Origin of the sequence: Streptomyces sp. LUP30 (assembly GCF_001746365.1) — a bacterium.
Taxonomy (GTDB): domain Bacteria; phylum Actinomycetota; class Actinomycetes; order Streptomycetales; family Streptomycetaceae; genus Streptomyces.
In genome coordinates this window covers 41,229-67,944 of sequence record NZ_MJAJ01000023.1, presented here as the reverse complement: position 1 = coordinate 67,944, position 26,716 = coordinate 41,229, and the positions used below count along the sequence as shown (strand labels likewise).

Genomic DNA, 26,716 nt, shown 5'->3' with positions numbered 1-26,716 from the left:
GGCGAGCGACGAGACCGGTCAGGAATGGAGAAGCCCCGGCCACCGCTCAGCCCCTAGCGTGGAGGGCATGGCAACCACCGCACCCACCGCAGCCCGCACGAACCTCGCGTCCGTCACCCTTGAGGTGGCCGACCCCGAGGCCGCCCGCCGCTTCTACGGCGCCTTCGGCGTGGACACGTACGTACGTCTGCGCCCGGCCGAGGGACACTCGACCGGATTTCGCGGCTTCACCCTCGCGCTCACGGTGTCCGGCCCGGCCACCGTCGACGGCTTCGTGGCCGCCGCCGTGGAGGCGGGCGCCACGGTGCTGAAGCCCGCCGCGAAATCGCTGTGGGGTTACGGCGGTGTCGTCCAGGCCCCGGACGGGACGATCTGGAAGATCGCGACCTCGGCGAAGAAGGACACCGGCCCGGCCACCCGCGAGATCGACGAGGTCGTCCTGCTGCTCGGTGTCGAGGACGTGAAGGCCACCAAGCAGTTCTACGTGAGCCGGGGCCTGACCGTGGCCAAGAGCTTCGGCGGCAAGTACGCCGAGTTCGCCCCCGGTCAGTCCAGCCCGGTCAAGCTGGCCCTGTACAAGCGCGGCGCGCTGGCCAAGGACCTCGGTGTTCCCGCCGACGGCACCGGCTCGCACCGCATCGTGCTCGGCGGCGCCGCGGACGCCTTCACCGACCCCGACGGATTCGCCTGGGAGACCGCCGCGCCGTCCGCCCCCGCACAGTCCTGACTCCCGGCCCGGCACTCCGCACCACCCCCCGCCTTCTTCGAGAGGAAACCTGCCATGCCGTCCACGTCGTCGTCCGTCGAGAACTCCGGCCCGGCCGCCGAGAAGTACGAGGGGTTCACCGCCGAGGAGCGGGCCGCGATGAAGGAGCACGCACGCGAGCAGAAGAAGACGGCGGCGCGGCGTGGTTCCTCCCGGGCGGAGAAGGAGGCGGCGGCGGAGCAGGACGTCCTCGCGAAGATCGCCGAGATGCCGGAAGCGGACCGGGTCCTCGCCGAGCGGATCCACGAGATCGTCAAGGCCGTCGCTCCCGGACTCTCGCCCAAGCTCTGGTACGGGATGCCCGCGTACGCCAGGGACGGCAAGGTCGTCTGCCACTTCCAGAGCGCGGAGAAGTTCAGGTCGCGGTACGCCACGCTCGGCTTCAGCGACCAGGCGGAGCTCGACGAGGGCGCGATGTGGCCCACCGCCTTCGCCCTGAAGGAGCTGACCGCGGCCGACGAACAGCTCATCGGCGCCCTCGTGAAGAGAGCGGTGGGCTGAGGCCCGCGGGAGCCCTCCGCCCAGCCCGCCTCGGCCGGATGCGGTCCTCAGGCGGTCTTGGCGTGCGCCTGTGCGACGAGCCTCAGATACCGGTCCCAGTCCCAGTGCTCGCCGGGATCGGTGTGATCCGTGCCCGGCACCTCCACGTGTCCGATGATGTGCTCGCGGTCCACGGGTATGCCGTACCGCCGGCAGACCGCGGCGGTCAGCCGGGCCGACGCCGCATACATCGCGTCGGTGAAGTCCTTGGGCCGGTCCACGAAGCCCTCGTGCTCGATGCCGACGCTGCGCTCGTTGTAGGAGCGGTTGCCCGCGTGGTAGGCGACGTCGAGCTCGCGGACCATCTGCGTGACGCGTCCGTCCTTGCCGACGATGTAGTGCGCGGCCGCCCGGTGCCCGGGGTCCTCGAACGCCTTCACCGCGCTGCCGAGGTCGCCCTGGGTGACATGGACGACCACCATGTCGATCCCGTAGTCGTCCGGCCGGTCCGCCCAGCGGAAGTTCGCCTCCGACGCCGCCACCCATCGCGCGCCCCGGAAGTCCACCGCGCCTTCCACCCGCGCTCTGCGCACGCCGGGCAGCCGCCAGTACAGCCGCGACAGCTCGTCACGCGCCAGCAGACCGGTGCCGACGGCGGCCGCGGCCCCGCCGATCAGCAGGGCACGCCGCCCGATCCGCCGGTCGGAGTCGCTCTTCCCGTCCCCCATGTCCGTGCCCTTCCTCGCCCCTCGTGATCGTCAACGGATACTCGCGGGCTGCGGTTCCCGGTGACCCGTACCCTGGAAGGGTTATGACTGAGACCTCGCCACGCCCCCGCCCCCTTCGCGTTCTCGCCGCCATGTCCGGCGGCGTGGATTCCGCCGTCGCCGCCGCCCGCGCCGCCGAAGCCGGCCACGACGTGACCGGCGTCCACCTCGCGCTCTCCGCGAACCCGCAGTCGTTCCGCACGGGCGCACGGGGCTGTTGCACCATCGAGGACTCCCGCGACGCCCGCCGCGCCGCCGATGTCATCGGCATCCCGTTCTATGTGTGGGACCTCGCCGACCGCTTCCGCGAGGACGTCGTCGAGGACTTCGTCGCCGAGTACGAGGCCGGCCGCACCCCCAACCCCTGTCTGCGCTGCAACGAGAAGATCAAGTTCGCCGCGCTGCTCGACAAGGCCCTCGCGCTGGGCTTCGACGCGGTGTGCACCGGCCACTACGCGAAGGTGGTCGTCGGCGAGGACGGCGTCCGGGAACTGCACCGCGCCTCCGACATGGCCAAGGACCAGTCCTACGTCCTCGGCGTCCTGGACGACCGGCAGCTCGCCCACGCCCTCTTCCCGCTCGGCGACACGGTGACGACGAAGGACGAGATCCGCGCGGAGGCCGAGCGCCGCGGGTTGGCGGTCGCCAAGAAGCCCGACTCCCACGACATCTGCTTCATCGCCGACGGCGACACCCAGGGCTTCCTCGCGAACCGGCTGGGCCGCTCGGAGGGCGACATCGTCGACGAGTCCGGCACGAAGGTCGGCACCCACGAGGGCGCGTACGGCTTCACCATCGGCCAGCGCAAGGGCCTGCGCATCGGCACCCCGGCGCCCGACGGCAAGCCGCGCTACGTCCTGGACATCTCCCCGGTGGACAACACGGTGACCGTGGGCCCGGCCGCCGCCCTGGACGTGACCGCGCTGACGGCGATCAGGCCCCGCTGGTGCGGCGCCGCCCCGGCCGGCCCCGGCGTCTACACGGCCCAGTTGCGCGCCCACGGCGGCGAGACCGAGGTGACCGCCGAACTGGTCGACGGCCACCTGGAGGTCGCCTTCGCCGAGCCGGTCCGGGGCGTGGCCCCCGGCCAGGCGATCGTGCTGTACGACGGCACCCGCGTGGTGGGCTCGGCCACGATCGCGTCCACGGTGCGGGCGGGCGCCCCGGTCGCCTGAGCGTCAGTCCCGGCCGTCGAAGAACTCCGCCAGCACCGGCGCGAGGACGGCCGGGTCGACCATGTGGGTCTGGCCCTCCAGCGTCCGGTACGCGCCGTCCGGGACCGCGTCCGCGACGGTGCGCACGGCATCGCGCAGCCAGGGCGGACCGGCCTCGCCCGCGACGGCCAGCACCGGCACGCGGACCGACGCCAGCCGCTCCCTCGGCGGCCGCCCGTCGCCCATGACGGCGTCGTCGTAGGCGAGGGTGGGAGCGACGGCCTCCATCCCCGCCCACATGGGCGACCGGCGAGCCCCCTGGATCATCTCCTCGGCCAGCCCCGTCAGGCGCAGGAACAGCTCGACCGCGTCGCCGCGCCGGTCCTGCGCGAGCGCCTCGGTGAGGTTCGCGGTGTACTCGGCGCGCCCCCGCGCGGCCTCGTCGTCGAGGGCGAACGGCGTCTCGTAGACGGCCACCCGGCTCACCGGCAGCCCGGCGGCCGCCGCCTCCAGCGCCAGGGCGCCGCCCGACGAGACGCCGTACAGCGCGGCCTCGCCGCCCACCGCGTCGATGAGCGAGGCCAGGTCCTCGACCTCGCGCTCCACCGCGTACGGCGCGGTGTCACCGCTCTCGCCGCGGCCCCGGCGGTCGTAGCGGACGGCGGTGAAGCGGTCCGCGAGCAGGCCGGCCAGGGGCGTCATGGTGCCGCCCGTGGACATCGCTCCGCTCACCAGGATGACCGCGGGGCCCCGGCCGGTGCTCTCGTACGCGAGTTCGGTGCCGTCGCGGGAAACAGTCTTCTTGTCCATGCTCATGCAGACTGCCGCACGGCACCGCACTCATCGGCCTACGACACCTCCGTCGGCACGACTTCCACTTCGTAGAAGCAGAGATGGTCCTTGATCTCGGCGACGTCCTCCTTCGGGTCGGGGTAGGCCCAGACGAGGTCCGCCGCGTCCGGGAGCGACCAGTAGGACGCCGTTCCCTTGAAGGGGCAGTGCGTATGGGTGTCGGAGGGGGTCAGCAGGTCGAGCCGTACGTCCTCGGCGGGGATGTAGTACCGCACGGGACAGCCGGTCTCGCGCAGCGCGAGCGCCCGGTCGGTCTCGGCCAGCACCTGGTCCTTGTGGACGACCCTGATGCGCCGGTCGTCCCGCTCGATCGTGATCGTGTGTCCGTTGGCCATACCGGAACAGCACGCGCGGGCCCCCGGTTCTTCCCGCGTACCGTGGCCGCATGCGTATCTGCGTCTTCCTCTCCGCCGCCGACCTCGACGACCGCTACACCGGCCCCGCGCGCGAGTTCGCCGAACTCCTCGGCAAGGGCGGCCACACCCTGGTGTGGGGCGGTTCCGACGTCGGCCTGATGAAGGTGGTCGCCGACGGCGTGCAGGAGGCCGGCGGGCGGCTGTGCGGGGTGTCGGTGGGCTTCCTCGCGGCCACCGCGCGGGCCGGGGCCGACGAGATGGTGATCGCGGCCGACCTCGCCGAGCGAAAGCGGCTGCTGCTGGAGAAGTCCGACGCCGTGGTGATCATGGTGGGCGGCACCGGCACCCTCGACGAGGCGACCGAGATCCTGGAGCTGAAGAAGCACGGACACACCGACAAGCCGGTCGTGCTGCTGAACACCGCGGGCTTCTACGACGGCCTCAAGGAGCAGTTCCGGCGCATGGAGGACGAGGGCTTCCTGCCCCTCCCCCTCACCGACCTGGTGTTCTTCGCGGAGGAGGCGGTCGGGGCGCTGGCCTACCTGGAGGAGAGCCAGGGCGTCGAGTGACCCGTCGGTGATGCGAGCATGGCGGGCATGGCTACTCATGTGATCACCGGAGCGGGCTCCGGCATCGGCGCGGCCGTCGCCCGCCGTCTGCACGCGCGCGGGGACGAACTCGTCCTGCACGCGCGCGACGCGGGCCGCGCGAAGGAGCTGGCGGCCCTGTTCCCCGGCGCACGGACGCTCGTCGGCGATCTGGCCGACCCCGACAAGCTGAGCTGGGCCTTCTCCCACCAGACGCTCCCCGGCCGGGTGGACTCCCTGGTCCACGTCGCCGGAGTGGTCGACCTCGGTCCGGTCGGCGACCTGACCCCGAAGACCTGGCGCCACCAGCTCAACGTCAACCTGATCGCCCCCGCCGAGCTGACCCGGCACTTCCTGCCCCAACTGCGCGCCGCCCGCGGCCACGTGCTCTTCGTGAACTCCGGGGCGGGCCTGCGGGCGAGCGCCGAATGGTCCGCCTACGCCGCCTCCAAGCACGGCCTGAAGGCCCTCGCGGACTCGCTGCGCCAGGAGGAGCACGGCAACGGCGTCCGCGTCACCTCCGTCTACCCCGGCCGCACCGCCAGCCCCATGCAGGCCAAGGTCCACCAGCAGGAGGGCAAGGAGTACGACCCCGCGGAGTGGATCGACCCCGAGTCGGTGGCGACGACGATCCTCATGGCGCTCGACCTGCCGAGGGACGCGGAGGTCAACGACCTGACGGTGCGCCCGGGGAGCTGAGGCCGGCGTCGCGGACGAGGGCCGGCTCCGGGGGAGGGCCGCGCCCGCCCGGCTACGTAGGCTTCACCTGTGAACGCACACTTCAGTTTTGGTCCCGCCACCGGTGTCGGCTCCCTGCCGGGCGGTGACGCCCGCGAAGCCGCCAAGGCCGCCACCGGGTCCTTCGAGGACTTCCCGTTCCTCGCCGAGCTGCCGGCCCGCGGCCCCGGCGCGGACATGATCGGCCGTACCGCGGGGATGCTCGTCGAGCTGTACGCGCGCGTGGAGCCCAGCGGGTGGCGGATCGGCGACCGGCCGGGCCGGGACACCAAGCGGGCCCGGTCCTGGCTGGGCGAGGACCTGGACGCGCTGGAGGAGTTCACCCAGGGCTACGAGGGCCAGGTGAAGGTGCAGGCCGTCGGGCCGTGGACCCTTGCCGCCGCACTGGAGCTGAAGAACGGTCAGTCGGTGCTCTCCGACCACGGAGCCCGCCGCGACCTCGCCGGTTCCCTCGGCGAGGGCCTGCGCCTGCACCTCGAGGAGGTGCGGCGGCGTCTGCCGGGCGCCCAGGTCGTGCTTCAGCTCGACGAACCGTCCCTCACCGCCGTCCTGCGCGGTGAGGTGCGCACCGCCAGCGGCTACCACACCCACCGGGCCGTCGACCGGCAGCTCGTGGAGGCCGCGCTCCGGGACGTCATGGGGGTGCACGACGACGGGCCCGTCGTGGTCCACTCGTGCGCACCGGACGTCCCTTTCGCCCTCTTGCGCCGGGCGGGGGCGGCGGCGGTCTCCTTCGACTTCTCGCTTCTCACCGAGCGTGACGACGACACGATCGGTGAAGCGGTCGAGGCGGGAACCCGGCTCTTCGTCGGTGTCGTGCCCGGCGCGGACGCCCCATTGTCAGACCCTGCCGGTAGCGTCAGGGGTGTCAGGACGTTGTGGCGCAGGCTGGGGCTGCGACCGGGGCTGCTCGCGGAGGCGGTCACCCTCACGCCGTCGTGCGGACTCGCGGGGGCCTCTCCGGCGTACGCCCGCCAGGCCCTCGCCCACTGCGTCCGGGCGGCGAGATCCCTCGCGGACAACCCAGAGTAACGGGAGGACAAACGGTGGCCGGCGACAGGCAAGCGGAGACGACGGTGCCCTCGGAGGCACGGGAGCAGCACGCGCAGCTCGCTGAGCAGATCGAGGAGCACCGCTTCCGGTACTACGTGAAGGACGCTCCCGTCATCAGCGACGCGGAGTTCGACCGGCTCCTGCGCGCGCTGGAGGCGCTGGAGGAGCGGTACGCCGAGCTGCGCACGCCCGACTCGCCGACCCAGAAGGTCGCGGGCGCGTACGCGACGGAGTTCACGGCCGTGCAGCACCGCGAGCGGATGCTCTCGCTGGACAACGCCTTCGACGACCTGGAGCTCGCCGCCTGGGCCGAACGCGTCCACAAGGACGTCGGCTCCCTGCCCCACCACTTCCTGTGCGAGCTCAAGGTCGACGGCCTGGCGGTCAACCTCACGTACGAGAACGGCCGGCTCACGCGCGCGGCGACCCGCGGCGACGGCCGCACGGGCGAGGACATCACGCCCAACGTGCGCACCATCGCGGAGATCCCCGAGCGCCTCATGGGCGACGGGGTCCCGTCCCTGGTGGAGATCCGCGGCGAGGTCTACTTCCCGATGGAGAAGTTCGAGGAGCTCAACGCCCGGCTGGTCGAGGCCGGCGACAAGCCCTTCGCCAATCCGCGCAACGCGGCGGCCGGTTCCCTGCGCCAGAAGGATCCGCGCGTCACGGCGTCCCGTCCGCTGCACATGGTCGTGCACGGCATCGGCGCGCTGGAGGGCTACGAGGGCCTCGGGCGTCTCTCCGAGGCCTACGACCTGCTCAAGACCTGGGGGCTGCCCACCTCCCGGCACAACAAGGTGGTCGACGACCTCGACGGCGTACGGGAGTTCATCGCCTACTTCGGCGAGAACCGGCACTCGGTGGAGCACGAGATCGACGGCGTGGTCGTCAAACTCGACGAGATCCGGCTCCAGGGCCGGCTCGGTTCCACGGCCCGCGCGCCCCGGTGGGCGATCGCCTACAAGTACGCGCCGGAGGAGGTCAACACCCGGCTCGTCGACATCAAGGTGGGCGTCGGCCGCACCGGCCGTGTCACGCCGTACGCCCAGGTCGAGCCGGTGACGGTGGCCGGCTCCGAGGTCGAGTTCGCCACCCTGCACAACCAGGACGTCGTCAAGGCCAAGGGGGTCCTGATCGGCGACACCGTGGTGCTGCGCAAGGCCGGTGACGTGATCCCGGAGATCCTCGGGCCGGTGGCGGACCTGCGCGACGGCACCGAGCGCGCGTTCGTGATGCCGTCCGAGTGCCCCGAGTGCGGCACACCGCTGCGGCCGATGAAGGAGGGCGACGTCGACCTGCGCTGCCCCAACGCCCGCACCTGCCCCGCCCAGTTGCGCGAGCGCCTGTTCTACCTGGCCGGCCGCAAGGCACTGGACATCGACCACTTCGGGTACGTGGCCGCGGCCGCTCTCACCAAGCCGCTGGAGCCGGAGACCCCCCCGCTGGCCGACGAGGGCGACCTGTTCGACCTCACCATCGACCGGCTGCTGCCCATCAAGGCGTATGTGCTCGACCAGGACAGCGGACTGCCCAAGCGGGATCCGAAGACCGGCGAGGAGAAGATCGCCACGGTCTTCGCCAACCAGCAGGGCGAGCCCAAGAAGAACGCGCTCGCCATGCTCGACACCATCGCCGCCGCCAAGGAGCGCCCCCTGGCGCGCGTCCTCACCGGCCTGTCGATCCGTCACGTCGGACCGGTCGCGGCGGAGGCGCTGGCCCGTGAATTCCGCTCGATCGAGCGCATCGAGCGGGCCACCGAGGAGGAGCTGGCGGCCACCGACGGGGTCGGCGCCATCATCGCCGCCTCCCTCAAGGAGTGGTTCGCCGAGGAGTGGCACCAGGAGATCCTGCGCAAGTGGAAGGCGGCCGGCGTCCGCATGGAGGAGGAGGGCTCCGCCGAGGACGAAGGGCCGCGCCCCCTCGAAGGGCTCACGGTCGTCGTCACGGGCACCCTCGAGCACTTCACCCGGGACGGCGCCAAGGACGCCCTGCAGAGCCGCGGAGCGAAGGTCACCGGTTCGGTCTCGAAGAAGACGTCTTTCGTCGTTGTGGGTGACAGCCCCGGATCGAAGTACGACAAGGCGATGCAGCTCAAGGTTCCGGTTCTGAACGAGGACGGCTTCACCGTCCTGCTGGAACACGGTCCCGAGGCGGCTTCCGAAGCGGCCCTGCCCATCGAGGAGTAGCGCGCGGCGGCGGTTGAAGGCCACCCGATCGGCGCATACCAGATGCATACGGGTGGCCGGGGCGCATTCGGGCAACCGTCGACGACCGCTGCCCGTGGAAGCCTTCTGCGGCCTACTGTTGAGACGTGCGCCTGCCGTGCCCAGCTGCGGTCGGGGCGCCCTTCTGCTCCTGGCGGGCAGAAGGAAGGGTTTTCCAACGCGGCGCCGCCCGGGGATCGTCGGGCAACGGGCCGCGTGGCGTGGGCACCGCCGGCTGTGAGAGGGACGGGAATGGAACCGACCGAGAGCGCCGCCCCGGGCGAGGCGGTGCGCCGACGCCGGGTCGCCGGCGTCTGGTGGGGGAGCTGGTGGACGGAGCGCTCCGAAGGACGTCCGGGGGCGGAGGCGTACGTACCGCACACCGAGCCGCACTCCACCCTGGACGCGCGTGCCTCCGTCCAGCCGCCTCCCGGTCTGCCCGGCGGCGCCGCGTCCGACCGGCATCTGTCCTGGCCCGCACTGCCCGCGACCGTCGTCGGAGCGGCCGCCTTCGCCCTCGGCGCGGGGTTCTACCGCGCCTTCACCGACGGCCATGCGCTCTTCCCGTCCGGTGAGGCCGGCTGGGCGCTGGCCGTCCTGGCCGGCGTCGTCGTCGGACATCTCGTCCTGCTCGGCCGCGCCCGCTGGTGGGGCGGCACCGGCTCCGGCGCCGCCCTCACCCTCGCCGTGCTGCTGCTGTACGGGTGGGTGCCCGCCGGCCTGGTCAGCCTCACCGTCGTCGTGCTGGTCGGCATAGCCCGGCGCCACCGCTGGCGGCAGGGCGTCCTGCACGGCGCGGTGGACATCCTCGGCATCGGCGCGGGCGCGCTCCTGCTGGCCGCCTGCGGGCGGATACCGTCCGTGGAGCGCCCCTGGGCCCCCGGCACCTGGACGCTCTACACCGCTCCCCAGGTCATGCTGGTGGCCGTCGCCTACCTCGCCGTCACCCGCGTCCTGCTCTGGTATCTCCACGCCCCCCGCGTCGGCGGACTGCCCACCGTCGCCCGCACCGCCCTGGTCAGACAGGGCCTGGTGGCGGTCGCCCTGCTGGGCATCGCCCCGCTGATCTGCGTGGTGGCCCTGGCCAAGCCCGTACTGCTGCCGCTGTTCGCGATCCCGCTCATCGCCCTCGACTCCACCCTGTGGATAGCGCGCGCCCGCGCCGAGGAGCAGCTGCGCGACCCGCTCACCGGGCTGCCCAACCGTCAGTGGCTGCTGGAGCGCATCTGGACCGCCCTGGACGACGCCGAACGCATCGGCGCCCGGGCCGCACTGATGCTGATCGACCTCGACCGCTTCCGCTCCGTCAACGACACCCTCGGCCATCTCGCCGGCGACCGCCTGTTGCTGCAGATAGCCGACCGGCTGCGGGTCGCCCTCCCGCGCGGGGCGGAGGTCGCGCGGCTCGGCGGGGACGAGTTCGCCGTCTTACTGCCCGTCGCGGACTCCACCACCTCCGCGAGCCGGATCGCCCGCGCCCTGGTCGCCGACCTGAGCTCGCCGCTCGACCTCGACGGCCTCACCCTCGTGCTGGAGGCCAGCGCCGGGGTCGCCGTCTTCCCCGACCACGCCCTCGACGCCGAGGGCCTGTTGCGCCGTGCCGACGTGGCGATGTACCAGGCCAAGCGGGACCGCACCGGAGTCGAGGTGTACGAGTCCAAGCGCGACTCCAACACCCCCGACCGGCTCGGCCTGCTGGGCGACCTGCGGCGCGCCCTCGACGCGCACGAGGTACAGCTGCACTACCAGCCGAAGGTCCGCTTCGACGGACAGGTGGCGGGACTCGAGGCCCTGGTCCGCTGGGTGCACCCGGAGCGCGGGAAGGTGCCGCCGGACGAGTTCATAGCGATCGCCGAGTCGTCCGGGCTGATGCCCTATCTGACGGAGTACGTGCTGGACACCGCGCTCGCCCAGGTCGCCCGGTGGCGGGCCCAGGGCCTGTACGTGCCGGTCGCGGTGAACGTGTCCCCCCGCGACGTCCACACACCGGGGTTCGCCGGATCCGTCGCCGCCCGCCTCGCCCGGCACGGAGTGCCCGCGGGAGCGCTCCAACTGGAGATAACCGAGCACGTCCTCCTGGAGGACCCGCAGCGCGCCGCCGACACCCTCAACGCGCTGACCGGCCACGGAGTCAAGATGTCCCTGGACGACTTCGGCACCGGCTACTCCTCCCTGGTCCATCTGCGCCGGCTGCCGGTGAGCGAGCTGAAGATCGACCGCTCGTTCGTGGCCCGGCTGGCCGTGGACCCCGAGGACGCCGAGATCGTGCGCTGCACCCTCGACCTCGCGCACTCCCTGGGCCTGCTGGTGGTCGCCGAGGGCGTCGAGGACGACGAGACGTGGGAACGTCTGCGCGACCTGGGCTGCGACGCGGTCCAGGGCTGGCTGGTCGCCGCCGCGATGCCCCCCGAGGAGACGACGGCCTGGCTGCGGGCCCGCGGCTCACGCGGCTGGCAGCGCCCCGCCGCGGCCCTCCCGGCGGCCGCGTCGGACGAGTAGCCGCCCCCTCCGCCCCCTTCGCCCCACACGTTCACCCGTTCGCCGGCGCCCGTGGGCCGAGGCCCGGCGAGGGCGCCGCAGCCGCGGAACGCCGGTGGGAACCCGGGAGGCGAGCCGAACCGTTTCACGGGTAGGCCGCCCCGCACCCTAGGATTGGGCGGAAGCACACACTCACTCACTCCACCCCAGAGGAACGCTGCATGCCTGGCATCACGCGCGAGGAGGTCGCCCACCTCGCCCGGCTGGCGCGTCTGGAGCTGAAGCCCGAAGAGCTCGAACACTTCGCGGGACAGCTGGACGACATCATCGGCGCGGTCGCCCGCGTCAGCGAGGTCGCCGACCAAGACGTACCGCCGACCTCGCACCCGCTCCCGCTGACCAACGTCATGCGGGCGGACGAGGTCCGTCCGTCGCTCACCCCCGAGCAGGCGCTCTCCGGCGCCCCGGCCCAGGAGCAGCAGCGTTTCAAGGTGCCGCAGATCCTGGGGGAGGACTAACCGCCATGACGGACAACGTCACCATCATCAAGCTCACCGCCGCCGAGACCGCCGCGAAGATCGCCTCCGGCGAGCTCACGGCCGTCCAGGTCACCGAGGCGCACCTGGCGCGCATCGAGGCCGTCGACGAGAAGGTCCACGCCTTCCTGCACGTCGACCGCGAGGGCGCCCTCGCGCAGGCCCGCGCCGTCGACGAGAAGCGGGAGCGCGGCGAGAAGCTCGGGCCCCTCGCCGGCGTCCCGCTCGCCCTCAAGGACATCTTCACCACCGAGGGCATCCCGACGACCGTCGGCTCGAAGATCCTCGAGGGCTGGATCCCGCCGTACGACGCGACGCTCACCAAGCGGCTGAAGGCCGCCGACGTGGTCATCCTCGGCAAGACCAACATGGACGAGTTCGCCATGGGGTCCTCCACCGAGAACAGCGCCTACGGCCCGACCGGCAACCCCTGGGACCTCACCAAGATCCCCGGCGGCTCCGGCGGCGGCTCCTCCGCCGCCCTCGCGTCCTTCCAGGCGCCGCTGGCCATCGGCACGGACACCGGCGGTTCCATCCGCCAGCCGGCCGCGGTCACCGGCACGGTCGGCGTGAAGCCGACGTACGGCGCGGTCTCGCGGTACGGCATGGTCGCCTTCTCGTCCTCCCTCGACCAGGGCGGCCCCTGCGCCCGCACGGTCCTGGACGCCGCGCTGCTGCACGAGGTCATCGCCGGGCACGACCCGCTGGACTCGACGTCCATCGACGCGCCCGTCCCGCCGGTCGTCGAGGCCGCCCGCAACGGCAGCGTCGACGGCATGCGCGTCGGTGTCGTCAAGCAGTTCCGCGGCGAGTTCTACCAGGCCGGCGTCATCCAGCGGTTCGACGAGTCCGTCGCGCTGCTGAAGGAGCTGGGCGCGGAGATCGTCGAGCTGGACTGCCCGTCCTTCGACCTCGCCCTGCCGGCGTACTACCTGATCGCGCCGTCCGAGTGCTCGTCCAACCTGGCCCGTTTCGACGGCCTGCGCTACGGCCTGCGCGTCGGCGACGACGGCACCCGCTCCGCCGAGGACGTCACCTCCCTCACCCGTGAGGCGGGCTTCGGTCCCGAGGTCAAGCGGCGCATCATGCTCGGCACGTACGCCCTGTCGAGCGGCTACTACGACGCCTACTACGGCTCCGCGCAGAAGGTCCGCACGCTCATCACGCGCGACTTCGAGAAGGCCTTCGAGCAGGTCGACGTGATCGTCTCGCCGACGACCCCGACCACCGCCTTCGCGATCGGCGAGCGCGCCGACGACCCGATGGCGATGTACCTGGCCGACCTGTGCACCATCCCGACCAACCTCGCGGGCAACGCGGCCATGTCGCTGCCCTGCGGTCTGGCCCCGGAGGACGACCTCCCGGTCGGGCTGCAGATCATCGCCCCGGCGATGAAGGACGACCGTCTGTACAAGGTCGGCGCCGCCGTCGAGGCCGCCTTCGTGGAAAGGTGGGGTCACCCGCTTCTCGAGGAGGCTCCGTCGCTGTGAGCGCACTGAACAAGGCCAAGGGCTTCAAGAAGTCCAAGTCCGGTACGTACCTGTCCATCGCCGGGACCGCGTTCGGCGCGATCGGCGTCGCCAAGCGGCTCAAGAAGGCCCGTGCCGAGAAGGACACGCTGGTCCTGATCGACGCCACCGTGTCCGCCGTCGCCATCGTCACCGGCCTCGCCATCCTGTACCGCGAGCTGAAGCGGCTGGGCGACGACGACGTCCTGCTGGGCTGAGAGGGAAGTTTCACCGTGACCACCACGACCGACCTGGTGTCGTACGAGGACGCACTCGCGTCGTACGACCCCGTCATGGGCCTCGAGGTCCATGTCGAACTCGGCACCAAGACGAAGATGTTCTGCGGTTGTTCGACCGAGCTCGGTCAGGACGCCAACACGCAGACCTGTCCCACCTGCCTCGGCATGCCCGGCGCGCTCCCGGTCGTCAACGCGATCGGGATCGAGTCGGCGATCAAGATCGGTCTCGCGCTGAACTGCGAGATCGCCGAGTGGTGCCGCTTCGCCCGGAAGAACTACTTCTATCCGGACATGCCGAAGAACTTCCAGACCTCCCAGTACGACGAGCCGATCGCCTTCGACGGCTACCTCGACGTGCAGCTGGAGGACGGCGAGACCTTCCGGGTGCAGATCGAGCGCGCCCACATGGAGGAGGACACCGGCAAGTCGACCCACGTCGGCGGCGCCACCGGCCGCATCCACGGCGCGTCCCACTCGCTGCTGGACTACAACCGCGCCGGCATCCCGCTCATCGAGATCGTCACCAAGCCGATCGAGGGCGCGGGCGAGCGTGCTCCCGAGGTCGCCCGGGCGTACGTGCGTGAGCTGCGCGAGGTCATCAAGGCGCTCGGCGTCTCCGAGGCCCGCATGGAGATGGGCCAGATGCGCTGCGACGTGAACCTGTCGCTGCGCCCGCACGGCCGGGAGAAGTTCGGCACGCGGTCCGAGACGAAGAACGTGAACTCGCTGCGGTCCGTGGAGCGCGCGGCCCGTTTCGAGATCCAGCGGCACGCGGCCGTGCTGAACGGCGGCGGCACGATCATCCAGGAGACCCGCCACTTCCACGAGGACACCGGGTCCACGACCTCGGGCCGTGTGAAGGAGGAGGCCGAGGACTACCGGTACTTCCCGGAGCCCGACCTGGTGCCGGTCGCCCCGTCGCGCGCGTGGGTCGAGGAGATCCGCGCCGGACTGCCGGAGCTGCCGCTGGTCCGCCGCAACCGGCTGGTCGCCGAGTGGGGCATCTCCGCCACCGACATGCAGTCGATCCTGAACGCCGGTGCGCTGGACCTGATCGTCGCCACCATCGACGCCGGGGCCGACGCGGCCTCGGCCCGCAAGTGGTGGATGGGCGAACTGGCCCGCAGCGCCAACGAGTCGGGCGTCGCGCTCGACGAGCTGGCCATCACGCCGGCGCAGGTCGCGCGGGTCGCCGAGCTGGTCCTCAAGGGCGATCTGAACGACAAGCTGGCCCGCCAGGTCATCGAGGGCGTCCTCGCGGGCGAGGGCGGCCCGGACGAGGTCGTCGACAAGCGCGGGCTGAAGGTCGTCTCCGACGACTCCGCGCTCGGCACGGCCGTCGACGAGGCCATCGCGGGCAACCCGGGCGTCGCCGACAAGATCCGCGGCGGCAAGGTCGCGGCGGCCGGCGCCCTGGTCGGCGCGGTGATGAAGGCCACGCGCGGCCAGGCCGACGCGGCCCGCGTCAAGGAGCTGATCCTGGAGAAGCTGGGCGTCAGCGAGGGCTGAGCCCCGCCGGACTCCCGAAGGGGTGCACCGCGAGCCGGTGCACCCCTTTGCCCTGCCGCGAACGCGACGCGCTACGCTCGCCCGCCATGAGTGCACGAACCGACTCCGAACCCCACAGCGACACGGAGGACCTGGAGGGCCCGGACGAGGAGTACGGCACCGAGGACGCCCGACGGGCCCGCTGGACGGCGACCGCCACCGGAGCGCTGCTCACCCTCGCCGGCCTCGCCGCGTCCCTCATACGCCTCACCCGTTCCGCTCCGGCCCTCGTCCCGGCGGCCTACGCCCTCGGCGCCGTCGTCTGCGCCCTCGCTGCGTTCCTCGGATCCCGGGGCCGCACCCGGCGCGCCCTGTGGCTGCTCGTCGCCGGCGTCACGGTGATGGCGTTCGGCGACCAGGCCGACTGACGTGCCCCGACAGCACGGACGTTATTGTCCTGTGATCTGTCTCCCACTCCTGTGAAAAGCCACACGAACACGACAAACGATCTCGTGCGCCTGCAAGAGTGAACCCGTATCGCTCATACGTTCTTTGCGGGCTGTTTCCCGGTCAAAGATCCACAATTCACCTCCGGGAGCACGTCAGTGGCAGCCCTCGCACGTTGGTGTGTCCGCAACCGCCTGCTCGTGGTGGTGCTCTGGCTGCTGGCCCTGGGCGGCACGGCCACGGCGGCCGTCGTCGCAGGCTCCGCGTACTCCGACGACTACGAGGTTCCCGGCACCGAGTCCGGCCGCGCCACGCACCTGCTCACCGAGGCCTTCCCGGGCCTCGGCGGCGACAGCGACACCGTCGTCTGGCACACCACGCAGGGCACGGTCCGCGCCGTCGACGTCGAACAGACCATGACCCGCACGCTGGAGAAGATCGCCGACCTGCCCGGTGTGGCCTCCGTCGCCGGGCCCTACGACGGGCAGGGCGCGGCGCAGATCAGCAAGGACGGGCACACGGCCTACGCCACCGTCGTCTTCGAGGACCGCGCCGAGGACGTCGACCGCGGCGAGGCGCAGACCGTCGTCGACACCGCCGAGGCCGCCCGCGGCGACGGCCTCCAGGTCGAACTGGGCGGCAGCGCGATAGCCCTCACCGAGTCCTCCGGCGGCCATGCCGCCGAGATCGTCGGCGTGGCCGTCGCCGCGGTGGTGCTGTTCCTCGCCTTCGGCTCCCTCGCCGCCTCGGCGCTGCCCATCGCCACCGCCCTGGTCGGGGTGGGCACCGCGTACGCGGGGATCGCGCTGCTCGGGCACGCCATGACCGTCGCCGACTTCGCCCCCATGCTCGGTCTGCTCGTGGGACTCGGTGTCGGCATCGACTACGCGCTGTTCATCGTCACCCGGCACCGGCGCGGACTGAAACGCGGGCTGCCGGTCGCCGAGGCCGCCGGGAACGCGGTGGCCACCACCGGACGCGCCGTGGTCTTCGCGGGCGCCACGGTGTGCCTGGCCCTGCTCGGCATGCTGACCCTGCGCCTGAGCTTCCTCAACGGCGTGGCGGTCGCCGCCTCACTGACCGTCGTCCTCACCGTCGCCGCCTCCGTGACGCTGCTGCCGGCCCTGCTGTCGTTCCTCGGCATGCACGCCCTCAGCCGCCGCGAACGACGCCGCCTCGCCGACCACGGGCCGCAGCCCGAGCTGCCGACCGGGCTCGCCGCCCGCTGGTCGGCGTTCGTCGAGCGCCACCCCCGGCTGCTCGGTGCGCTCGCCCTCGTCGTCATCGCGGTCCTCGCCCTGCCCACCCTCTCCCTGCGCCTGGGCACCTCCGACCAGGGCAACGCCCCGAAATCGGCCACCACGCGCCAGGCCTACGACCTCCTCGCCGAAGGCTTCGGCCCCGGCGTGAACGGTCCGCTGACCCTGGTGACCCGCGTCCAGGGCGCCGAGGACCGGCTCGCCCTGGACAACCTCGACACGGCCCTGCGCGCCGCCGACGGGGTGGCGTCCGTGACGCCGGTGACCTTCGACTCCGGCGGCCACGCCGCCCACCTCACGGTCGTGCCGCAGTCCTCGCCGCAGTCGCCGCGCACCAGCGAGCTCGTCGACCGGCTGCGCACCGAGGTGCTGCCGCGCGCGCAGGCCGGCACCTCCCTCGACGTGCAGGTCGGCGGGGTGACCGCCGGCTACGACGACTTCGCGGACGTCATCGTCGGCAAGCTGCCGCTGTTCGTCGGGGTCGTCATCACCCTGGGCGCTCTGCTGCTCCTGCTCGCGTTCCGGTCCGTCGGCATCCCGCTCAAGGCCGCGGTGATGAACGTCGCCGCCGTGGCCGCCGCGTTCGGCGTCGTCGTCGCGATCTTCCAGTGGGGCTGGGGGAGCGAGCTGCTGGGCCTCGGCCGGGCCGGGCCGATCGAGCCCTTCCTCCCCGTGATCATGGTGTCGGTGCTGTTCGGTCTCTCCATGGACTACCAGGTCTTCCTGGTCAGCCGGATGTACGAGGAGTGGCTGGAGACCGGTGACAACCGGCGCGCCGTCCGGGTCGGCCTCGCCGAGACCAGCCGGGTGATCAACTCCGCCGCCGTCATCATGATCTCGGTGTTCCTGGCCTTCGTCCTCAGCGGCGACCGGGTGATCGCCATGTTCGGCATCGGCCTCGCCGCCGCCGTCGCCCTCGACGCCTTCGTGCTGCGCACGCTCCTGGTGCCCGCGCTGATGCACCTGCTCGGCGGCGCCAACTGGTGGCTGCCCCGCGGGCTCGACCGGCGCCTGCCGAGGATCAGCATCGAACCGCCCGAGTGCCGCGCCGCCCATGAGAGGCTCGCGGAGGCAGTGGACACAGCACATGTACTGGAGAAGGAGCCGCAGCCGGATGTACGCGATATCGCTGGGTGACGACGGAGCCGAGCTGCGCCCCCTGGAGCCCTGGCACGCCGAGGAGTTCCTCGCACACCTCGAACGCGGCCGCGAGTTCATCAACCAGTACGTCCCCTTCGGCTCGAAGGCCGTGGACCCGGCCGGCGCGCGCGAGGTGCTCCAGCGCTACGCCGACATGCGGGCCGCCGACACCGGCTCGCTGCACGGCCTGTGGCTGGACGGCCGGCTCGTGGGCGGCGTGCTCTTCCTGAACTTCGACGCCCAGGCGGGGAACTGTGAGGTCGGCTGCTGGCTGGAGCCCTCCGGGACCGGCCGCGGGCTGATCACCAGGGCCGTCCGGGTGCTGATCGACTTCGCCGTGGAGCAGCGGGGGATCCAGCGCATCGAGTGGATCGCCTCCGCGGGTAACGCCCCCAGCCTGAACGTCGCCCGGCGGCTCGGCATGACCCGCGACGGCGTGCACCGGCAGGCGTACCCCTATCGTGGGGTGCGGCACGACCTCGAGGTGTGGTCCGTGCTGGCCCAGGAGTGGCGCGACGCACGTGCGCGTGCCGCTCACGACGATCATTAAGGGACCTCTCAGAGAGCGTCCGTACGGTGCGAGGTATGGGAACCAAGACTGCTGACGAGACCGGCGCCGAGACCGCCGGGACCACGACCGACGACGAGAAGGCGGCCCTCACCGGGACCGACGCCGCGAACGAGGTGACCGAGGAGGCCCCGCACTCCCCGGAGGACGCCGACGAGCTCGCCGCCGAGGACGAGGCCGCCGTCGCGGACGGCTCCGTCGGCGTCGGCCAGGGCGCGGGCGCCGTCGTCTCCGCCGCGCTCGGCTTCGTCTCGCTCACCGGCAGCTGGATCGGCACCCTCGCCGGCGCCCGCCAGACCCTTGTCGGCCAGCTGCAGACGTCCGCCTCCTCGGGCACGACCGTCGCCAAGCAGCTGGAGGTGATCTACGGCGACGCCTGGCAGGCCACCGCGCTGTGGGCCGGTCTCTTCGCCCTGGCCGCGCTGGTCACCGGCGTCGTCGTGCTGGCACGCCCCGCCTTCGGCAGCCCCGCCCGTCCGCAGGCGGCCTGGATCAAGTCGGTCTCCTGGGCCGGCGTGGCCCTCGGCGTCATCGGCCTGCTGCTGGCCGTCCTGAAGTACACCGACGCCCTGCTCGGCCTGCCCTCCGCCGGCTGAGTCCGCGCACGTCACGAGGGGCCTTAGGCCGGCCGTAAGCACCTTACGGCCGTCCTGAGGCCCCTTCGGCGCGTCTAAGGCGCCGTCCGCCGCCGAAGATGCGGAACTCTCCCGATGTGGCGTACCCCCCTGGCGGACGAAGGTGGAGGCATCGCAGCAAGCGAAGCCCGACACCGACCTCTCAGGGGACACACACCATGTACGAGTACGAGCTCCACCAGGCCCGTTCCGCCGAACTGCGCCGCCGGGCCGCCGACGAGCGGCTGGCCCACGAGGCGGCCCGCAACGCCCGCGCCGCCCGTCGCGAGGCCGCCTCACGCACCGCCCAGCGGTCGGACGGTGACGCCGAGAGCGAATCGCATACCCGCCGTCCGCGCCGGTTCGGCTTCCCCCGGCCGGCGTGAACACCGCCGTGGAGCGGGGTGGCCGTACGGGGGTCGGCCGCCCCGCAGAGGAGGGCCCGGCGATATCCGCTGGGCCCTCCTCGTTCCCGCGTGCCATGCTCGCCCCCGTGGAGACCAGGTCAGTCAGCCCCGTCTTCGTCGGCCGCGCCGACGAGTTGGACACCCTGAACGAGGCGCTCTCCCGCGCCGCGGCGGGAGAGCCACAGGCGTTGCTCATCGGCGGCGAGGCCGGCGTCGGAAAGACCAGGCTGGTCGAGGAGTTCGCCACGGCCGCCTGCCGCCGCGGCGCCGTCGTCGCCCTCGGCGGCTGTGTCGAGATCGGCGCCGACGGACTGCCCTTCGCCCCGTTCTCCACCGCCCTGCGCGCCCTGCGCCGCGCGCTGCCGGACGAACTGGCCGCCTGCGCGGCCGGCCAGGAGGAGGAACTCGCCCGGCTGCTACCGGAGTTGGGGCAGAGCCGGACCGGCCGCCACGACGAGGAGGGCATGGCCCGCCTCTTCGAACTCACCGCCCGTCTCCTGGAACGCGTCGCGGCCGAGCACACCGTCGTCCTCGTCCTGGAGGACCTGCACTGGGCCGACGCCTCCACCCGCCACCTCCTGTCCTACCTGCTGCGCACCCTGCGCGCCGGCCGCCTCGTCGTCCTCGCCACCTACCGCGCCGACGACATCCACCGCCGCCATCCGCTGCGCCCCCTGCTCGCCGAACTCGACCGGCTGCGCACCGTCCACCGCCTCGAACTGGCCCGACTCACCCGTGACGAGGTCTGCCGCCAGATCGCCGGCATCCTCGCCCACGAACCCGACCCCGCCCAGGTCGACGACATCTTCGAACGCTCCGACGGCAACGCCTTCTTCGTCGAGGAGCTGGCCGTCGCCGCCCACGAGGGCTGCTGCGCCGGCCTCACCGACTCCCTGCGCGACCTGCTGCTGGTCCGCGTCGAGGCGCTGCCCGAGAGCGCCCAGCACGTCGCCCGGATCGTGGCGGAGGGCGGCTCCACCGTCGAGTACCGGCTGCTCGACGCCGTCGCCCGGCTCGCCGAGGACGACCTCATCGAGGCGCTGCGCGCCGCCGTGAACGCCAACCTGCTGCTCGCCACCCCGGACGGCGACGGCTACCGCTTCCGCCACTCCCTGGTCCGCGAGGCCGTCAGCGACGACCTCCTGCCCGGCGAACGCGCCCGCCTCAACCGCCGCTACGCCGAGGCCCTGCAGGGCGACCCGACACTCGTCCCCGCCGACGAACGCGTCATGCGGCTGGCCAGCTACTGGTACCACGCCCACGACCCGGCCAAGGCCCTGCCCGCCGTCCTCGACGCCTCCGTCGAGGCCCGCTCCCGGCGCGCCTACAGCGAGCAGCTGCGGCTGCTGGAACGGGCGATGGAACTGTGGGAGTCCGCCCCGCAGGACGTGCGGGCCGCGCTGCGTCCCGTCGACTACACCGAGGCCTACCCTCCGTGCGGCTGCGACCCCGGCACCACCCCGCTGCGCTATCTCGACCTCATGGCCGAGGCCGCCGTCGCCGGCCGCTACTGCGGAGAACGCGAACGCGCCCTGAAGATCGCCAAGCGGGCGCTGCGGCTGCTGGAGGACGAGGACGACCCCCTGCGCGCCGCCTGGTTCTGGATGCAGCGCTCCCGGCTGGCCCGCTCCCTGGGCCGGGGCAGCGGCCGTGAGGAACTGGCCACCGCACAGGAGCTGTTGCGCGGACTGCCGCCCAGCGCGGTGCACGCCGAGGTGCTCACCCACATAGCCAACTGGTCCACGATCCACGCCCCCGGCCCCGAGGCCTACGAGGCGGCCGAGCGTGCCGTGCAGTACGCCCGCATGGTCGGCTCCCGCGAGACCGAGCTCGACGCCCGCCAGATCCTCGGGGTCCTCATGGTCCACGCCGGCCATATCGAGGCCGGGCTCGCGGAACTGCACGAGGTCAGGGAGCGGGCCCTCGCCGAGGACGCCCCCTCCGTCGCCCTGAACGCCTATGTCAACCTCCCCTCCGAACTGGAGGCGGTCGGCCGCTCCCGGGAGGCCGTCCCGATGCTGGAGAAGGGCCTCGACTTCGCGCGACGGCACGGACCGCCCGACACCGAGGCCTGGGTGTGGGGCAACCTCGCCGAATCCCTGCTCTCCCTGGGCCGATGGGACGAGGCCGACCGCGCCTGCGCCGCCGCCGGCCGAGTGGGCCAGGGCGTGGCGGTCCGAGGGGTCCACGCCACCCTACGCGCCGAACTCGCCCTCGCACGCGGCGATCTCGCCGAAGCCGAGCGCCAACTCGACGCGGGGAGGAACTTCTTCGGCTCCCAGGAGCACGCACCCCAGCACCACCTTCCTCTGACCCGTCTCGCCGTCCAACTGGCCGCGGCACAGGGCCGTCCGCTGGACGCCCGCGCCCACGTCGCCCCCGTCCTCGACCGGGGCTTCCCGCTCGGCACCCAGCGCGACGCATGGCCCCTGCTGCTCGCCGCCGCCTCCGTCGAGGGCGACGCCCGCGCGCTGTCCGCCGCCGACGCCGGCCGCGCCGACCTCCTGGCCCGGATCCGGGCCGCCGCCAAGAAGCTCGTCACGATCGCGCCCGTGTGGCAGGCCCACGAACACTGGGTCCGTGCCGAACTCCTGCGGGCCGAGGGCCGCACCGCTCCGGACGACTGGTGCGAGGTCGTCACCGCCTTCGAACGCCTGGAGCGCCCCTACGACCTCGCCCGCACCCGGCACCGTCTGGCGGAGGCCCTGCTCTCCACCGGCGGCGAATCCGAGCGCGACCGGGCAGCCGAGCTCCTGCGCCTCGCCCACGCGGTGGCCGGCCACCTCGGCGCCCGCCCCCTCGCCGACGCCGTCGCCCTGCTCGGCCGGCGGGCCCGGCTGTCCCTGGCCCCCGTCGCGGGCCGGCCGGACGCCTCGGCGGCTCCCGCCGATCCGCTCACCGCCCTGGGCCTGACCAGCCGGGAACGGGACGTCCTGCGCCTGGTGTCCGAGGGCCGTACCAACCGCCAGATCGCCGGGGAGCTGTTCATCTCGCCGAAGACGGCGAGCGTTCATGTCTCGAACATCCTGTCCAAGCTCGACGTCTCGGGCCGGGGCGAGGCGGCGGCGGTGGCCCACCGGCTGGGGCTGTTCCCGCCGAAGGCCGAAGACCGGGTGACCGCGCGATAATGGGGCTCAGGCCCGTGACCAGGCACGGCGGAGGAGGACGATGTTCAATCCCTTCGAGGAACTCTTCGCACCGGGCCGCAAGCACACCCGGGACGAGCAGAACCGGCTGGAGCTGACCCGGGAGGACGTCGGCGACGCCGATCCGGGGCACGGACCGATAGACCTCGCCTCCGGAAGGGTCGTGGTCCGGGCGGCCGGGCCCGACCCGGCGGGGGAGGAGCCGCCCCAGGAGGAGCCGGCCTGGGAGGAGCCGCCGCCCGAGGCCGGGTGACGGCGCTCAGCTCACCCGCAGCTCCAGGATCCGGTCGTCGCCCGCCTTCGGGTGGCCGCGGCCGTCCGTGTTGCTGGTCGTGACCCACAGCCGGTCCCCGCCCGCAGACACCACCGTGCGCAGCCGGCCGTACTCGCCCTCGAGGAAGGCCTGCGGGGCCGCCGAGGCCGTCGTGCCCCTGAGGGGGATGCGCCACAGGCGCTGTCCCTTGAGACCGGCCATCCAGATCGAGCCCTCGGCGTAGGCGATGCCGCTGGGGGAGGCGTCGTCGGTGTGCCACTGGGCTATCGGGTCGCGGAACTTCGCGTTCGCGCTCCCGCCCCCGGCGCTCTTGCCCTCCGCGATCGGCCAGCCGTAGTCGGCGCCCGGCGCGATCGCGTTCAGCTCGTCCCAGGTGTCCTGGCCGAACTCCGAGGCGAACAGCCGCTGCTCGGCGTCCCAGGCCAGGCCCTGCACGTTGCGGTGGCCGTACGAGTACACCGGTGAGTCCGGGAAGGGGTTGCCGGCGGCCGGTTCGCCCTCCGGGGTCAGGCGCAGGATCTTGCCGCCCAGGGACTTCTTGTCCTGGGCCAGCCCGCGGTCGCCGTTCTCGCCCGTGCCGGCGTACAGCATGCCGTCGGGGCCGAAGGCGATCCGGCCACCGTTGTGGATCATGCCCTTGGGAATGCCCTTGAAGACCGTGTCGGGCGCCCCCAGCTGGTCGTCGGCCGGTCGCTTCGCGTCGTAGAGCATGCGGACGACGCGGTTGTCCGAGGCCGTGGTGACGTATGCGTAGACCATGTGGTCCGAGGCGTACCGGGGGGAGAGGGCGAGGCCCAGCAGACCGCCCTCGCCCGCGGCGGAGACGCCGGGCACCTCGCCGAGCTCCGTCTTCGCGCCCGTCTTCTCGTCGACCCGTGTGATCGTCCCCTTGTCGCGCGAGGCGACGAGCAGGCCGCCCTCGGGAAGGGGAGCCAGACCCCAGGGGCTGCCCAGGCCCTCCGCGACGGTGCGCACCACCGTGACCGTGCCCTTCGCGGGCGGGGTGCGCCCGGCGGGCGGCGAGGCCGACGCGGTGGCAGCGCCGGGGGAGGCGCTGGCGGAGGCGCCCGGCGACCCTCCGGCGCCGGAGGAACAGCCGGCCGTCGCCAGCAGGGAGCCCCCGGCCAGCACGGCCAGCACGGCGGACACAGCTCGACGTCCCACGATCACGGTCCCTTCGGCACGGCGGTTCCTTCGGCGGGCTCCACTCGCCCTACGCCTAGTCCTACGCAGTTCGCGTCTCCCGGGTTCCCGATCCGCGGGGACGCCACCCACGTGTGTCACTCACTCCCACGATCCCCGCGCCGCCGGCAGCTTCGCCACCTCCGCCAGATCCTGCGGCGTCAGGCGCAGCCCGGCCGCCGCCGCGTTCTCCGTCACCCAGCGCTCCTGCTTGGCGCCCGGGACCGGGACGACGTGCCGGCCCCGCGTCAGCACCCAGGCCAGCGCCACCTGCGCCGCCGTCACCTCCTCGCCGTGCCGTGCGGCGACCCGGCGCAGCCCGGCGACGATCGGCTGGTTCGCGGCCATCATCTCGGCGGTGAACCGGGGATGCCGGGCCCGCATGTCGTCCGGTTCGAAGCCCTGGCCGGGTTTCAGCGTGCCGGTGAGGAAGCCGTTGCCGAGCGGCATCGCCGCCAGGAACCCGACGCCCCGGGCCTCGCACCACGGCAGCAGGGTCTCCAGCGCCTCGGGCGACCACACCGACAGTTCCGCCTCCACCGCGCCCACCGGGAAGACCTGTTGGACGCGCCGCAACTGCCGAATCGTTCCGTCGTACAGTCCGCCCGACCGGCGACCGCCGCGCGCCCCCACCGCGCACCACCCCAACGCCCGTACCTTGCCCGCCCGCACGAGCTCCGCCATCGCGCCCCATGTCTCCTCCACCGGGACCTCGGGGTCGGCGCGGTGCAACTGGTAGAGGTCGATGACGTCCGTCTGCAGACGCCGCAGCGACGCGTCGCAGGCCCGTCTCACGTACCCGGGACGGCCGTTGGCGACGATGTGCTGCTGGCCGACGAGCAGACCCACCTTCGTCGACACGAAAGCGTCCGCGCGCCGCTCCTTCAACACCCGCCCCAGCAACAGCTCGTTGGTGAAGGGGCCGTACATGTCGGCGGTGTCCAGCAGGGACGACCCCGTGTCCAGCGCCCGGTTCACCGCCCTGAGCGACTCGTCGCCCCGCTGCCGCGACCCGCTGTACGCCCAGCTCATCGGCATGCACCCGAGGCCCACGGCCCCCACCTCGAGCGCCCCCGCGCCGATCGTCCTGCGCTCCACCTGCTCGTGACCCTCCCTCGCCGGACCCCCCAACCTAACCGCTGGGCCGACACACGCCTGACATAGCCTCCTGACATGACCGCTGACCAGGCACGCGACGTATGGCTGCCCATCCCGCCCGACGAGATCGACGGGCTTCCGGACGGGCTCGACTACCTTTTCTGGGACGGGGGAGAGGCCGGCGACCAGCCGTTCCCCGGAGATCCCGCGCGCTGCGTCGTGTACGTGGTGCCGTACATGAAGCGGCAGCCCGTGAAGGTGCGCCCGTTGCGGGAGATGCGCCGCCTCCAGGTCGTGCAGACCCTCACCGCCGGCGTCGACGACATCACCGCGCGGCTGGCGGATCTCGTGCCCGGGGTGCAGTTGTGCAACGCGCGCGGGGTGCACGAGGCGAGCACCGCGGAGCTGGCGCTCACCCTGACCCTGGCCGCGCTGCGCGGGATCCCCCAGTTCGTCCGCGCGCAGGACGAGGGGCGCTGGCAGAGCGCGTTCCATCCCGCGCTCGCCGACAAGAACGTCCTCGTCGTCGGGTACGGCTCCATCGGCTCCGCCATCGAGGACCGGCTCGTGCCGTTCGAGGTGGCGCGGGTGGCGCGCGTCGCGCGCTCCTGGCGCACGACGGCGCGCGGTCCCGTGCATCCGATCGCCGAACTGCCCGGCCTGCTCCCCGAGGCGGACGTGGTGATCGTCTCCACGCCGCTGAACGACAGCACGCGCGGTCTGGTCGACGCCGACTTCCTGGGCCGGATGAAGGACGGCGCGCTGCTGGTCAACGTGGCCCGCGGGGCGGTCGTCGACACCGATGCGCTGCTCGCCGAACTGGAGAAGGGCCGCCTCATCGCCGCCCTGGACGTCACCGACCCCGAACCCCTGCCCCCGGGACACCGGTTGTGGACCGCGCCGGGCGTCCTCATCAGCCCGCACGTCGGCGGACCCAGCTCCGCCTTCCGGCCTCGCGCCGAGCGACTGCTGGCCGACCAGTTGAGCCGCTTCGTGAACCAAGAGCCCCTGCGCAACGTGATCGTGACGACGGGCACCGACAACGGGATCTGACGGCCCGGGGGTTCTCCGTCCCTGTTCGCGCACGCTCCGCAGTCCCGCGGACGCGTTCTGTACCTCATCCGGACGCATATGCCGATGATCGTCACGCAGCGTAGAGGAACTATGTCCCTGAGTGACGAGACTGGTGTATCGTCCCGACAGGGGCTGCGCCGCGCACGATCGGCGTCAGGGATGGACATTTCAGACTTGTGAGGGGGGCGACGGGCGATGCACGGCCTATGGACGAACGATCCGACGCGGCGGAGCCGCCGGCGGCGACCCTGGCACCCGGCAGCGGGCGCACACGGCCACCGCACTCACCACGGTCCTCCCC

The 26,716-nt window shown here is 72.5% G+C and carries 25 protein-coding genes; 20 read left to right on the top strand and 5 right to left on the bottom strand.

Annotated elements, in window-relative coordinates:
- Positions 1–67: 67 nt before the first annotated feature.
- Together BG482_RS20370 and BG482_RS20365 are read left to right on the top strand one after the other, a co-directional pair.
- A complete protein-coding gene (locus tag BG482_RS20370) occupies positions 68–727 on the top strand; it encodes a glyoxalase (protein WP_069770542.1) in 660 nt (219 codons plus the stop codon).
- 54 nt (positions 728–781) lie between these two features.
- Complete coding sequence (locus BG482_RS20365; RefSeq protein ID WP_069770494.1) at positions 782–1,267, top strand: iron chaperone; 486 nt, start codon at positions 782–784, stop codon at positions 1,265–1,267.
- Positions 1,268–1,314: 47 nt separating this feature from the next.
- On the opposite strand, the gene BG482_RS20360 is transcribed toward BG482_RS20365, so the two are convergent.
- Positions 1,315–1,974, bottom strand: coding sequence for an N-acetylmuramoyl-L-alanine amidase (locus tag BG482_RS20360; RefSeq protein WP_069770493.1), 660 nt, complete (start codon positions 1,972–1,974; stop codon positions 1,315–1,317).
- A gap of 83 nt (positions 1,975–2,057) precedes the next feature.
- Between BG482_RS20360 and mnmA the strand changes: the two genes are divergently transcribed.
- Positions 2,058–3,188 carry a tRNA 2-thiouridine(34) synthase MnmA gene (gene mnmA, locus BG482_RS20355; protein ID WP_069770492.1) on the top strand — a complete coding sequence of 377 codons (1,131 nt, stop codon included), beginning with the start codon at positions 2,058–2,060 and terminating at the stop codon, positions 3,186–3,188.
- Between the two features lie 3 nt (positions 3,189–3,191).
- Here the strand turns inward: mnmA and BG482_RS20350 are convergent, their stop codons facing one another.
- Positions 3,192–3,977 carry an alpha/beta fold hydrolase gene (locus tag BG482_RS20350; RefSeq protein WP_069770491.1) on the bottom strand — a complete coding sequence of 262 codons (786 nt, stop codon included), beginning with the start codon at positions 3,975–3,977 and terminating at the stop codon, positions 3,192–3,194.
- A gap of 38 nt (positions 3,978–4,015) precedes the next feature.
- Positions 4,016–4,354, bottom strand: a complete 339-nt coding sequence (locus BG482_RS20345; RefSeq protein WP_069770490.1) for a DUF427 domain-containing protein — start codon at positions 4,352–4,354, stop codon at positions 4,016–4,018.
- A 50-nt stretch (positions 4,355–4,404) separates the two neighbouring features.
- Here BG482_RS20345 and BG482_RS20340 point away from each other — a divergent pair, with 50 nt between their 5' ends.
- From BG482_RS20340 to BG482_RS20265, 16 genes are all read left to right on the top strand, one after another.
- Positions 4,405–4,944 carry a TIGR00730 family Rossman fold protein gene (locus BG482_RS20340; RefSeq protein WP_069770489.1) on the top strand — a complete coding sequence of 180 codons (540 nt, stop codon included), beginning with the start codon at positions 4,405–4,407 and terminating at the stop codon, positions 4,942–4,944.
- Between the two features lie 18 nt (positions 4,945–4,962).
- The gene (locus BG482_RS20335; protein WP_079141950.1) at positions 4,963–5,661 is read left to right on the top strand and encodes an SDR family oxidoreductase; all 699 of its coding nucleotides are present in this window, start codon (positions 4,963–4,965) and stop codon (positions 5,659–5,661) included.
- Positions 5,662–5,730: 69 nt separating this feature from the next.
- Positions 5,731–6,732: a methionine synthase gene (locus tag BG482_RS20330; RefSeq protein ID WP_069770488.1), complete on the top strand. Its 1,002-nt coding sequence runs from the start codon at positions 5,731–5,733 to the stop codon at positions 6,730–6,732.
- Positions 6,733–6,746: 14 nt separating this feature from the next.
- A complete protein-coding gene (gene ligA, locus BG482_RS20325; protein WP_069770487.1) occupies positions 6,747–8,939 on the top strand; it encodes an NAD-dependent DNA ligase LigA in 2,193 nt (730 codons plus the stop codon).
- A gap of 270 nt (positions 8,940–9,209) precedes the next feature.
- Complete coding sequence (locus tag BG482_RS20320) at positions 9,210–11,456, top strand: bifunctional diguanylate cyclase/phosphodiesterase (protein WP_069770486.1); 2,247 nt, start codon at positions 9,210–9,212, stop codon at positions 11,454–11,456.
- A 200-nt stretch (positions 11,457–11,656) separates the two neighbouring features.
- On the top strand, positions 11,657–11,953 hold the full coding sequence (gene gatC / locus BG482_RS20315; protein ID WP_007384860.1) for an Asp-tRNA(Asn)/Glu-tRNA(Gln) amidotransferase subunit GatC: 297 nt from the start codon (positions 11,657–11,659) through the stop codon (positions 11,951–11,953).
- A gap of 5 nt (positions 11,954–11,958) precedes the next feature.
- Entirely contained in the window at positions 11,959–13,461 is a 1,503-nt protein-coding gene (gene gatA / locus BG482_RS20310; RefSeq protein ID WP_069770485.1) for an Asp-tRNA(Asn)/Glu-tRNA(Gln) amidotransferase subunit GatA, read from the top strand.
- Positions 13,458–13,697 carry a hypothetical protein gene (locus BG482_RS20305; RefSeq protein WP_069770484.1) on the top strand — a complete coding sequence of 80 codons (240 nt, stop codon included), beginning with the start codon at positions 13,458–13,460 and terminating at the stop codon, positions 13,695–13,697. Before gatA ends, BG482_RS20305 begins: the two co-directional genes overlap by 4 nt.
- A gap of 15 nt (positions 13,698–13,712) precedes the next feature.
- On the top strand, positions 13,713–15,227 hold the full coding sequence (gene gatB, locus BG482_RS20300; RefSeq protein ID WP_069770483.1) for an Asp-tRNA(Asn)/Glu-tRNA(Gln) amidotransferase subunit GatB: 1,515 nt from the start codon (positions 13,713–13,715) through the stop codon (positions 15,225–15,227).
- Between the two features lie 86 nt (positions 15,228–15,313).
- Positions 15,314–15,634, top strand: coding sequence for a hypothetical protein (locus BG482_RS20295; protein ID WP_069770482.1), 321 nt, complete (start codon positions 15,314–15,316; stop codon positions 15,632–15,634).
- 177 nt (positions 15,635–15,811) lie between these two features.
- Positions 15,812–18,049: an MMPL family transporter gene (locus BG482_RS20290; protein WP_069770481.1), complete on the top strand. Its 2,238-nt coding sequence runs from the start codon at positions 15,812–15,814 to the stop codon at positions 18,047–18,049.
- Complete coding sequence (locus tag BG482_RS20285) at positions 18,027–18,602, top strand: GNAT family N-acetyltransferase (RefSeq protein ID WP_069770480.1); 576 nt, start codon at positions 18,027–18,029, stop codon at positions 18,600–18,602. The genes BG482_RS20290 and BG482_RS20285 overlap by 23 nt, the downstream gene beginning before the upstream one ends.
- 35 nt (positions 18,603–18,637) lie before the next feature.
- Positions 18,638–19,216: a hypothetical protein gene (locus BG482_RS20280; RefSeq protein ID WP_069770479.1), complete on the top strand. Its 579-nt coding sequence runs from the start codon at positions 18,638–18,640 to the stop codon at positions 19,214–19,216.
- Between the two features lie 197 nt (positions 19,217–19,413).
- The gene (locus BG482_RS20275; RefSeq protein ID WP_069770478.1) at positions 19,414–19,620 is read left to right on the top strand and encodes a hypothetical protein; all 207 of its coding nucleotides are present in this window, start codon (positions 19,414–19,416) and stop codon (positions 19,618–19,620) included.
- Between the two features lie 95 nt (positions 19,621–19,715).
- The gene (locus BG482_RS20270; RefSeq protein WP_069770477.1) at positions 19,716–22,769 is read left to right on the top strand and encodes an AAA family ATPase; all 3,054 of its coding nucleotides are present in this window, start codon (positions 19,716–19,718) and stop codon (positions 22,767–22,769) included.
- Between the two features lie 40 nt (positions 22,770–22,809).
- Complete coding sequence (locus tag BG482_RS20265; RefSeq protein WP_069770476.1) at positions 22,810–23,040, top strand: DUF6191 domain-containing protein; 231 nt, start codon at positions 22,810–22,812, stop codon at positions 23,038–23,040.
- Between the two features lie 6 nt (positions 23,041–23,046).
- Here BG482_RS20265 and BG482_RS20260 read toward each other — a convergent pair whose 3' ends face one another.
- Positions 23,047–24,231, bottom strand: coding sequence for a sorbosone dehydrogenase family protein (locus tag BG482_RS20260; RefSeq protein WP_176741424.1), 1,185 nt, complete (start codon positions 24,229–24,231; stop codon positions 23,047–23,049).
- 114 nt (positions 24,232–24,345) lie between these two features.
- Positions 24,346–25,341, bottom strand: a complete 996-nt coding sequence (locus BG482_RS20255) for an aldo/keto reductase (protein WP_069770475.1) — start codon at positions 25,339–25,341, stop codon at positions 24,346–24,348.
- Between the two features lie 75 nt (positions 25,342–25,416).
- On the opposite strand from BG482_RS20255, the gene BG482_RS20250 reads away from it, so the two are divergent.
- Entirely contained in the window at positions 25,417–26,394 is a 978-nt protein-coding gene (locus tag BG482_RS20250) for a 2-hydroxyacid dehydrogenase (RefSeq protein WP_069770474.1), read from the top strand.
- Positions 26,395–26,716 lie beyond the last annotated feature (322 nt).

Coding starts and splice junctions, on each gene's coding strand:
- BG482_RS20370 (WP_069770542.1), top strand. CDS start 68: ATGGCAACCACCGCACCCACCGCAGCCCGCACGAACCTCGCGTCCGTC.
- BG482_RS20365 (WP_069770494.1), top strand. CDS start 782: ATGCCGTCCACGTCGTCGTCCGTCGAGAACTCCGGCCCGGCCGCCGAG.
- BG482_RS20360 (WP_069770493.1), bottom strand. CDS start 1,974: ATGGGGGACGGGAAGAGCGACTCCGACCGGCGGATCGGGCGGCGTGCC.
- mnmA (WP_069770492.1), top strand. CDS start 2,058: ATGACTGAGACCTCGCCACGCCCCCGCCCCCTTCGCGTTCTCGCCGCC.
- BG482_RS20350 (WP_069770491.1), bottom strand. CDS start 3,977: ATGGACAAGAAGACTGTTTCCCGCGACGGCACCGAACTCGCGTACGAG.
- BG482_RS20345 (WP_069770490.1), bottom strand. CDS start 4,354: ATGGCCAACGGACACACGATCACGATCGAGCGGGACGACCGGCGCATC.
- BG482_RS20340 (WP_069770489.1), top strand. CDS start 4,405: ATGCGTATCTGCGTCTTCCTCTCCGCCGCCGACCTCGACGACCGCTAC.
- BG482_RS20335 (WP_079141950.1), top strand. CDS start 4,963: ATGGCGGGCATGGCTACTCATGTGATCACCGGAGCGGGCTCCGGCATC.
- BG482_RS20320 (WP_069770486.1), top strand. CDS start 9,210: ATGGAACCGACCGAGAGCGCCGCCCCGGGCGAGGCGGTGCGCCGACGC.
- gatC (WP_007384860.1), top strand. CDS start 11,657: ATGCCTGGCATCACGCGCGAGGAGGTCGCCCACCTCGCCCGGCTGGCG.
- gatA (WP_069770485.1), top strand. CDS start 11,959: ATGACGGACAACGTCACCATCATCAAGCTCACCGCCGCCGAGACCGCC.
- BG482_RS20295 (WP_069770482.1), top strand. CDS start 15,314: ATGAGTGCACGAACCGACTCCGAACCCCACAGCGACACGGAGGACCTG.
- BG482_RS20285 (WP_069770480.1), top strand. CDS start 18,027: ATGTACGCGATATCGCTGGGTGACGACGGAGCCGAGCTGCGCCCCCTG.
- BG482_RS20280 (WP_069770479.1), top strand. CDS start 18,638: ATGGGAACCAAGACTGCTGACGAGACCGGCGCCGAGACCGCCGGGACC.
- BG482_RS20275 (WP_069770478.1), top strand. CDS start 19,414: ATGTACGAGTACGAGCTCCACCAGGCCCGTTCCGCCGAACTGCGCCGC.
- BG482_RS20270 (WP_069770477.1), top strand. CDS start 19,716: ATGCTCGCCCCCGTGGAGACCAGGTCAGTCAGCCCCGTCTTCGTCGGC.
- BG482_RS20265 (WP_069770476.1), top strand. CDS start 22,810: ATGTTCAATCCCTTCGAGGAACTCTTCGCACCGGGCCGCAAGCACACC.
- BG482_RS20250 (WP_069770474.1), top strand. CDS start 25,417: ATGACCGCTGACCAGGCACGCGACGTATGGCTGCCCATCCCGCCCGAC.